This window comes from Candidatus Phytoplasma crotalariae (genome assembly GCF_030586865.1).
GTDB classification, from domain to species: domain Bacteria; phylum Bacillota_I; class Bacilli_A; order Acholeplasmatales; family Acholeplasmataceae; genus Phytoplasma; species Phytoplasma citri.
The window spans coordinates 1-8,700 of sequence record NZ_JAOSIR010000020.1 but is presented as its reverse complement, the minus strand read 5'-3'; the positions used below and the strand labels follow the sequence as shown (position 1 = coordinate 8,700).

Genomic DNA, 8,700 nt, shown 5'->3' with positions numbered 1-8,700 from the left:
CAACCCGCTTTTATGGTCTGCTGTAATCTGACATTCTTTCGTTTGTTAGACCGACCATCTCCTTTCAGGGTTTATCGACCCTGGCTATTGGTTAAATAGCACGAAATTTAGGCTTCTTTTGGCGCCCTCGCCTATAACATTAACTTTAGCTCCAATAAAATGACGATAGGGATTAATCTTTTGTTCTGCAAAATTCAAAAAAAATCAACCTCTTTCTAAAAAATATAATCAAATAAATTATTTGTATTTCCGAAAACCAGACTTCGATAATCTATTACAAAAAAGACCTTCTCTAAAGAGATGATCATCGGTTAAAATCCGATATTATGCTTTTTTATCGACCCTTTTTATTCAGATAATATTTTTTTAAAATCTCTTTTAACTTTAGTACTCATTTTAAATGTTGGAACTGTTTGCGGAGGTGTAATACGAATTTCAGATGTAGTAGGTATTTTAAATTTTCTTGATTTACGATATGACATTTTGAAAAAACCTAAATATGGAATTGTAAATTTTTCTTTTTTATTTAAAGTTTCACCCATTGTATCATATAAAGATTTAAAAACTTTCACAACATCCTTTTTTTTAATATTTGTATCTTTAGCTACTTTAGAAATCAATTCAGCCTTATTCATTATTTTTTGACTCCTTTATTAAATTTTAAAATCATTTTCAATTGAAATAATGAAAAGTTAAAAAAATATTTTCAACTTCTTACTAAGATTCAAATTTAGATAAAATAAATTAACTATTTCGAAAAAATAATATAAATATACATCGAAAAATTAAAAATTATGTCCAAAACTTGAATCTAGTTTGATTTTAGCATAAAAATAAATTTTATTAACATAAAATCGTTATTTATGCATAAATTTATTCATAATTGTTTCCAAAAGATAATTTATAGGTTTTTTTTCTATAACTACCTGATAAGCGCTTTTTATAATAGGTAATTTTATATTTTTATCTAACATCAAATTATAAAAAGCTTTTAAATTATTAATACCTTCGATAGTTTGATAACTATTTAAATAAATTTTTTTAATATCTGTTCCTAAACCTATTTGAATACCAGCTTGATAGTTCCGGGAATCTTCATTAAAACTTGTCACTATTAAATCTCCTAATCCTGCTACTCCTAAAATTGTCTCCAAAGAAAATCGCAAATATTTCATTAATTCATATAATTCTAACATAGCTATACTAAAAAAAGCAGATTTAGCATTATTTTTAAAATTATTCATATCTAAAATACCACTAATCAAAGATAAAACATTTTTAAAAGCACTACATATTTCGCAACCATAAACATCATTAGAACAAACAACTTTTAAATAAGTTGAATTAGTAAAAATATGAGATATAAAATCAGCAAATTTAGCATTCGAAGAAGCAGCCACTAAAAAAGTTAAATAACAATCGATGACTTCTTCAGCATGAGATGGCCCCATAATACAACCATAATTTTTAATCTGAAATAAATTTAATTCTTCATTAATAATTTCTTGAACAGTCTTATAACTGGAAACTTCTATACCTTTAGAAGCGTTAATAAAATGTTTTGATTGTTTTTTCAAAATCAAATTAATTTCCCGCAATAATAATCTTATTTTTTGAGCAGGTATACATAAAATTATTAAATCCGAATATAATAAAGCTTCAGATAAACAAGAAGTAGCTTGTATTTTTTTATTTAAATTTTTATCAAAAACAGAATGTTTATGTTGTTTAATACGATTTACATATTCAAGATTATTATCACATACTAAAACTAAATGACCGTTATTTGCTAAAACTTGAGCTAAAGTAGTTCCCCAAGCTCCTCCTCCTATAATAGTAATTTTTGTATTCATATATTATCACTTTTCTTTTTAAAAATTATTTTAATAGGTAAACCTTGTAATTCTAAATTTAATCTTAATTGATTTTTCAAAAATCTTTCATAAGAAAAATGAATAAATTGCGGATTGTTAACTAAACAAACAAAAGTAGGTGGTTTATTAAAAATTTGTTTTAAATAATAAAAACGAGCTTTTCCTTGTTGAAATATATGAGGAGGATTTAATTGAATAGCTTTATATAAAATATCATTTAAAACATGATCTGTAAAAGTACGTTTATAGTTTGAAAAAACTATATCTAACGTTTTTATAAATTTATCTAAATTATATTTTTTCAAAGCAGAAATATTAATCAAAGGCATATAATCCAAAAATTTTAATTCATTTCTAATGTTATTTTCAAATGTATCTTGAATTTGATAATTTTTAGCAATCAAATCAAACTTATTAGCAATAATAATGCAAGGTTTATTAGCTTTAAAAATCATAGAAGCAATATTTTTATCTTGATCGCTAATTTTATGACTAACATCCATCATAAAACAAACGATATCACTTTCTAATATAGCCAAAGAAGTTCTTAAAAAACTGTATTTTTCTTTACCAATTTGAATTTTCCCTCTTTTTTTTAAACCTGCTGTATCAATAATACGATAAAAACTTTCATTATATTCGAATAAATTATTCACTGCATCTGTAGTAGTACCAGGAATATTAGAAACAATCATTCTTTCTTGAGATAATAAAGAATTTGTAAAAGTAGATTTACCAACATTAGGTTTTCCAATCACACAAAAATTAACTACATCTTCATTTTTAATATTATTACAAACAATTTCTAATGGCCGCTTAGAAATAATAATATCTAAAAGTGTTCCTATACCAATACCATGAAGAACACTAATACCTACAATTTCATCAAAACCTAAACTATAAAAATTATAAATATTCGGTAACAAATTAATATTATCCATTTTATTTACTGCAACTACTACTTTAGAAATTTTAGAATATAAAAGTTTGGCTATAAAAAAATCTTCTTGTGTAACTCCTTCTCGAATATCTGTTAAAAATATAATAACATCAGCTTCTTGAATAGCTATTTGAGTTTGATATTTAATTTTTTCTTGAAAAGGTAAAATCTCAAAACTAAGACCACCTGTATCAATAATAATAAAATTTTTATTTAACCAATGAGTATCAGCATAAATACGATCTTTGGTAGTGCCAGCTTCAGAATCAACTACAGCTAATCTTTTCCTTAAAAGGCGATTAAACAAACTAGATTTACCTACATTAGGGCGACCTACAATAGCTACTTTAAACATTTTTAACCAACATTTTCTTTTTAATTAAATCCTCTATTAAATTAACTGTTTCTGCAACAGAGAAATCAGTATTATCTATCAAAATAGCATCTTCTGCTTTTTTTAAAGGAGCAATAGAGCGCTTTTTATCTTTCAAATCTCTTAATTGAATTTCTTTGATAATCTTCGCCAAATTTATTTGATCTTGATCTATTATTTTTAACTCTTTTTGTTTTCGCAAAGCGCGTTGTCCAATACTAGCAGTTAAAAAAATTTTTAAATCAGCATGCGGCATCACAACAGTACCAATATCTCTTCCGTCCATAATAAGATAATCATGTTCACGAATTATTTGATATTGTAATATTAAAATTTTGTTTCTAACAGGTAACAAAGAAGAAATATTAGAAACTTTTTGTTCAATATAATAATCATTTAAATTAACAGAAAAATATTCATTATTTAAATAAAAACCATCATTTGTTAACTTAATATTTATATTTTTTAATATTTTTTCTAAATTAGCAATATCTAAATCATCATTATAACTTATTTCATTTTTTAATATATAAAAAGTAATTAAACGAAATAATAATCCAGTATTTAAATAAAACCATTTTAATTTATTAGCTAATAATCGACTAACAGTACTTTTGCCAGCTCCAGCTGGACCATCAATAGCTACTTTAAAATTCATAATAACAAAAAGAAACCCCTTATTGATAATATTTTTTATTAAATAAAATTTAATAAAAACACTTTCATATTTGTTTACATTTTATTTCTCGTTATAACGAGATACATAACAATCATTAGAAGTATTAATAACAATTTTTTCTCCAATCCCAATAAAAACAGGAACTTTTATAATCAAACCTGTTTCCAAAATAGCATCTTTATAAGCAGTATTGCTTTTACGATTATTTTCACCAGAAATAATAGGATCTGTTTGATAAACTTTTAAAACTATTTTATCTGGTAAAATAGTACCTAAAATATTATTTTGATCACAAAAAAGAAATTCAACAATAACATCTTCAGCTAAATATTTTTTAATACTTATTATATCTAACTCAGCAATTTCAATTTGTTCATAAGTATTTTCGTTTACAAAAACATATATTCCGTTTTGTATATAAGAAAATTTCAATTTAACTTTGTTTACTAAAGCTGTTTCAATTTTAATACCTGAATTAAAAGTATATCCTATAATACTACCTGTTTTTAAATTTTTTAATTTACTTCTAACAAAAGCAGAACCCTTGCCAGGTTTAACATGCAAAAAATCAATTATTTGATAAATATTATTTTTTAATTTAATAGTCATTCCTGTTTTAAAATCATTTGTGTTAATCATTTTGTTTACCTTTTTTCAAAAAATTTTTAATTATATCGATAGCTTTAACTTCTAATTCAGGATCTAAAGCTTCTAATTGTACTAAAGATGACATTTGATTCATAAACCAAGTTTTTTGTCTTTTAGCATATTTAAGAGTTTTAGTAATAATCAAATCATAAGCTTGTTGAAAAGAAATCTTTTTTTCTAAAAAATCTTTAATCTCTCGATAACCAATAATATTAAAATTAGCATTAGGATATTTATTTAGTAAATATTTAACTTCTCCCACAAATCCTTGTTTCAACATTTGTTCTAACCTTAATATAATACGTGGTTTCAAAAATTGAGGCTCTAAATTCAAATAAATAGTTAAAATATCAAATAAAGGTTTATTTGAACCACTTTTTTGAGATCTTAAACTATTACACATAACTTGACGATAAGCGCTAATAACTCGACGAGAATTTTTTATATCTATAACTAATTTCGGATCTTTTTGAAAAATTAATTTTAACATATTTTCTAAAGTACAATTTTGATAAGATTTATTTTCATAATCTTCCGAAATAGCCAATTCATAATCAAACAAAGCAGCTTTAATATAAAGGCCACTTCCTCCTACTATAAAAGGGGTTTGAATATTCAAAATTTTATTTCTCGCATCTTGTTGGAAATTAAAAATATTATATTTATCACCAGGATTAATATTATCCAACAAATGATGAGGTATATGAGTTTCTTTAAGAGAAATTTTAGCTGAACCAATATTAAATTCTTTATAAATTTGAACTGAATCAGCATTAATTATTTCTCCACAAAAAAAATCAGCTAATTTCAAAGAAAGAGAAGTTTTACCTGAAGCAGTCGGGCCTGTAATAACTATAATTTTTTTTTGTATTTTATTATTCATGATACTTAATTTTCATAATTTTTTGTTTTTTTCCTAAAGTTAAAACAACTCCATTTAACTGTCTTTTGCCTTGAGCAATTTTATGTTTTAATTTGTGATTATTTAAAAAATTATTAATAATAATATTTTTATCTTGACCTATTATACCATCTAAAGGTCCTGTCATACCTGCATCAGAAATATAAAGAGTTTTTTTAGGCAAAATTCTTTCATCATTAGTCTGAACATGAGTATGAGTTCCTACGATAGCATTAATTCTACCATCAAAATAATTTGCTAAAGCTAGTTTTTCGCTAGTTGCCTGAGCATGAAAATCTAAAAAAGCATAATGATATTTATTTTTATAAACTTTTAAAACATGTTCTATTTTTTTAAAAGGGCAAGATAAAAATTTATTATTCATAAAAACTCGACCCAAAGCGTTCATAATTAAAAGTTTTTTATCTTTATACTGAATAATTTTATGACCACATCCAAGATGCAAACTATCATCATTCAACGGTCTTATAATATTAGTATTTTCTATAAATGACTTTAAATCATGATTTTTCCAAGTATGATTACCTAGAGTAATCATATTAACACCTGAAATTTTTAAATTATAAAAACTTTGGAAATCTAAACCTTGTCCTTCTGCGGCATTTTCAGCATTCGCAATAACAATATTGATTTTATAATGTTGTTTTAAAAAATTAATTTTTTCAATTAAATAATTAATTCCTATCGAACCGCAAATATCTCCAATAAAAAGAATATTCATAATGATACTACCTTTGTATTAAACTTAACTAATACTTAAATTTGAAATTTCGGTTAAACGAACTTCTCTAATAACAGTTATTTTAATACTACCATTATATCTAATATTTTTCATAATTTGATCTTTAATTGTTTGAATTACTGTAAAAATAGCTAAATCATCAATTTGTTTAGGATCCACAATAACTCTAATTTCTCGGCCAGATTTAATAGCATAAGATTTTTCTACACCAGGAATTTTATTAGCAATTTCTTCTAATTGAGTAATTCTTTTAATATAATTATCTAAAGAATCACGACGAGCTCCTGGTCTAGAAGCGCTAATAGCATCAGCAATAGCAACTAAAACAGCAATAATACTACTAGGTTCTTGATCTTCATGATGAGATGCTACAGCATCTATTACTTCTAAAGGTTCTTTATGTTTCATAACAATATCTAAACCTATTTTAACGTGACTTCCTTCTAATTGATAATCTAAAGATTTTCCAATATCATGTAATAGTCCTGCACGACGAGCTAATACTTCATTTTCCCCTATTTCTGCAGCTAATTTGCCTGCTAAAAAAGATACTTCTAAAGAATGTTTTAAAACATTTTGTCCATGACTAGTACGAAAATGCAAAGAACCTAATAATTTTATTAATTCTTCATCCAAAAAACCTATTTTAGCCTCTAAAATAGCTTCTTCGCCTATATCTTGAATAAAATTATCAAATTCATCTTGAACCTTGGTAAAAGTTTGTTCTATACTAACAGGTGTAATACGACCATCTAAAATTAAATTTTCTAAAGTACGACGCGCTATTTCCCGTCTTTTAGAATCAAAAGAACTTAATATAACAGTATTGGGTATATCATCTATAATTAAATCTACCCCTGTTATAATTTGAAAAGTTCTAATATTTCTTCCTTCTTTGCCAATAATTCTCCCCTTTAATTCATTATTATCTAAATAAACTATATCCACATTATTTTCGGAAGAAATTTTACGAGATAATTGTTGCATAGTTGATACTAGCAAAACATGAGCTTTCTTTTTAACTTGAAATTTATATTCTTCTTCTTGAGATTTAATATAATTCATAATTTCTTGTTGAGAATTTTTACGAATTTCTTCCATAATAATTTGTTTAGCTTGTTCTTGAGTTAAAGAAGCGATATGTTCTAATTCGTTCTGTCTCTTTATAATAAGATTTTGAACTTTATTTTGCATTTGTTCAATTTGCTCTTGAGAAATATTAATTTTTTGTTCTTTCATGTATAATAATTCTTCTTTATCATTTAAATATCTAGTTCGAGAATTTAACAATTCTTCTTTATGAATAATTTGTTCTTCTAAATTAACAATTATTCGTCTTCTCAAATTCAAATCTTCTTCAACTTCTTTTTTTAAAATATGGATTTCTTGTTTAGCTTTTGATATCATTTCTTGAGCTATCATTTGAGCACTAGAAATTTTTTCTTGAGCTTTTTGTTTGGTCTTTTGTATAATTTTTTTAATTTTTTGTTGATAATAAAAAATTAAATAATACAATAATCCTAAAATAACAATAATTAAGGGCAAGTAAATAAACAAAGCAAGGAACCATTTTGTTGATGTTCCTAACATGATAATAAATTTATGCCTTCCATTTTAATTATTTATTTTCAATATTATTTAAAAATTAATTGATTAAAATATAATGTCAAAAACAAAATAATTTATAATTAAAATTTATTTCATAATTTAAAATAAATAATTTAATTTTTTTTAAAAACAAAAAAAATAAACAAATTAATTTTTAATTAATTTGCTTATTATAATGAAAATTTATAAAAAACTACATTTAAGTTATTAAAATAATATAATTAAATATTACTAAACACAAATAACACTATATATATTCTATATAAATATTAAATTATTTGATTTTCTTAAATGAGTTTTTAATGGATAATAGTTAAAATATTTATATATTTTAATTTAAAATAAAGCAACTTTTAAATTTTATGTACTTTAATAAATTAAGAAATTTTATTCAAAATTGTCAAAAACTATCTAAAAGCAAAAATCATTTTAGAAACAAATACACGAACTACACCAAACGAAGCAACAAATAAAGATGTTACATATTTCAAACCAAAACTACGAGGTAATGTTTTTTTGGAAGACGAAATCTCTTTAATTGAAGATTTTTTTTCGAAGACATTATTTATTTGATCTAAATTTTTGTCTATCAAACTATCGGAAAGTAAAGAAAGTTTTTCGTTCTCTTCGTAATTATAATCTATTGATTGAAGTGAATCTTCATTTGAAATAATAGAAGATATTTGTTCATAAGAAGTATGTTTTGCGGATTCTAAAAAGTTATCGCCATATTCTTTGAATTTTTTTAAGACTTTTTTTTATTTTTTAAATTTATTGGTTTAATAGATTGAGATTTATCCTCTTGTAAACCCGATGGTATGATTGGTTTTTGTAATTGAGATGTTTTTATCTTATTAGAATCTCTTGTATCAACTAATTGATCGTTAGTTGGTGAAACTGAATTATTCTTTCCC

General features: G+C 24.0%; 9 protein-coding genes. All 9 read right to left on the bottom strand.

Features of this window, described 5'->3' with window-relative positions; genetic code table 11:
* Window positions 1-347 precede the first annotated feature (347 nt).
* The 9 genes from OC683_RS01715 to OC683_RS01675 all read right to left on the bottom strand — a co-directional run bounded on the left by OC683_RS01715 (window position 348) and on the right by OC683_RS01675 (window position 8,379).
* Window positions 348-635, bottom strand: a complete 288-nt coding sequence (locus OC683_RS01715) for an HU family DNA-binding protein (protein ID WP_078123073.1) — start codon at window positions 633-635, stop codon at window positions 348-350.
* Between the two features lie 222 nt (window positions 636-857).
* A complete protein-coding gene (locus OC683_RS01710; RefSeq protein ID WP_304514832.1) occupies window positions 858-1,853 on the bottom strand; it encodes an NAD(P)H-dependent glycerol-3-phosphate dehydrogenase in 996 nt (331 codons plus the stop codon).
* Entirely contained in the window at window positions 1,850-3,169 is a 1,320-nt protein-coding gene (der, locus tag OC683_RS01705) for a ribosome biogenesis GTPase Der (protein ID WP_304514831.1), read from the bottom strand. Before der ends, OC683_RS01710 begins: the two co-directional genes overlap by 4 nt.
* Window positions 3,162-3,845, bottom strand: a complete 684-nt coding sequence (gene cmk, locus OC683_RS01700) for a (d)CMP kinase (RefSeq protein ID WP_304514830.1) — start codon at window positions 3,843-3,845, stop codon at window positions 3,162-3,164. Before cmk ends, der begins: the two co-directional genes overlap by 8 nt.
* 81 nt (window positions 3,846-3,926) lie before the next feature.
* Complete coding sequence (gene efp, locus OC683_RS01695; RefSeq protein ID WP_304514829.1) at window positions 3,927-4,505, bottom strand: elongation factor P; 579 nt, start codon at window positions 4,503-4,505, stop codon at window positions 3,927-3,929.
* Window positions 4,498-5,397, bottom strand: a complete 900-nt coding sequence (miaA, locus tag OC683_RS01690) for a tRNA (adenosine(37)-N6)-dimethylallyltransferase MiaA (protein WP_304514828.1) — start codon at window positions 5,395-5,397, stop codon at window positions 4,498-4,500. Before miaA ends, efp begins: the two co-directional genes overlap by 8 nt.
* Window positions 5,390-6,157 (bottom strand): TIGR00282 family metallophosphoesterase, encoded by a 768-nt coding sequence (locus tag OC683_RS01685; RefSeq protein ID WP_304514827.1) that lies wholly within the window; start codon window positions 6,155-6,157, stop codon window positions 5,390-5,392. Before OC683_RS01685 ends, miaA begins: the two co-directional genes overlap by 8 nt.
* Before the next feature lie 24 nt (window positions 6,158-6,181).
* On the bottom strand, window positions 6,182-7,768 hold the full coding sequence (rny, locus tag OC683_RS01680; protein ID WP_304514826.1) for a ribonuclease Y: 1,587 nt from the start codon (window positions 7,766-7,768) through the stop codon (window positions 6,182-6,184).
* Window positions 7,769-8,193: 425 nt separating this feature from the next.
* On the bottom strand, window positions 8,194-8,379 hold the full coding sequence (locus tag OC683_RS01675) for a hypothetical protein (RefSeq protein WP_304514825.1): 186 nt from the start codon (window positions 8,377-8,379) through the stop codon (window positions 8,194-8,196).
* Window positions 8,380-8,700 lie beyond the last annotated feature (321 nt).

What these genes read in the sequence shown, in the direction of transcription:
- OC683_RS01715 (WP_078123073.1), bottom strand. Translation starts at nt 635, where the DNA reads ATGAATAAGGCTGAATTGATTTCTAAAGTAGCTAAAGATACAAATATT.
- OC683_RS01710 (WP_304514832.1), bottom strand. Translation starts at nt 1,853, where the DNA reads ATGAATACAAAAATTACTATTATAGGAGGAGGAGCTTGGGGAACTACT.
- der (WP_304514831.1), bottom strand. Translation starts at nt 3,169, where the DNA reads ATGTTTAAAGTAGCTATTGTAGGTCGCCCTAATGTAGGTAAATCTAGT.
- cmk (WP_304514830.1), bottom strand. Translation starts at nt 3,845, where the DNA reads ATGAATTTTAAAGTAGCTATTGATGGTCCAGCTGGAGCTGGCAAAAGT.
- efp (WP_304514829.1), bottom strand. Translation starts at nt 4,505, where the DNA reads ATGATTAACACAAATGATTTTAAAACAGGAATGACTATTAAATTAAAA.
- miaA (WP_304514828.1), bottom strand. Translation starts at nt 5,397, where the DNA reads ATGAATAATAAAATACAAAAAAAAATTATAGTTATTACAGGCCCGACT.
- OC683_RS01685 (WP_304514827.1), bottom strand. Translation starts at nt 6,157, where the DNA reads ATGAATATTCTTTTTATTGGAGATATTTGCGGTTCGATAGGAATTAAT.
- rny (WP_304514826.1), bottom strand. Translation starts at nt 7,768, where the DNA reads ATGTTAGGAACATCAACAAAATGGTTCCTTGCTTTGTTTATTTACTTG.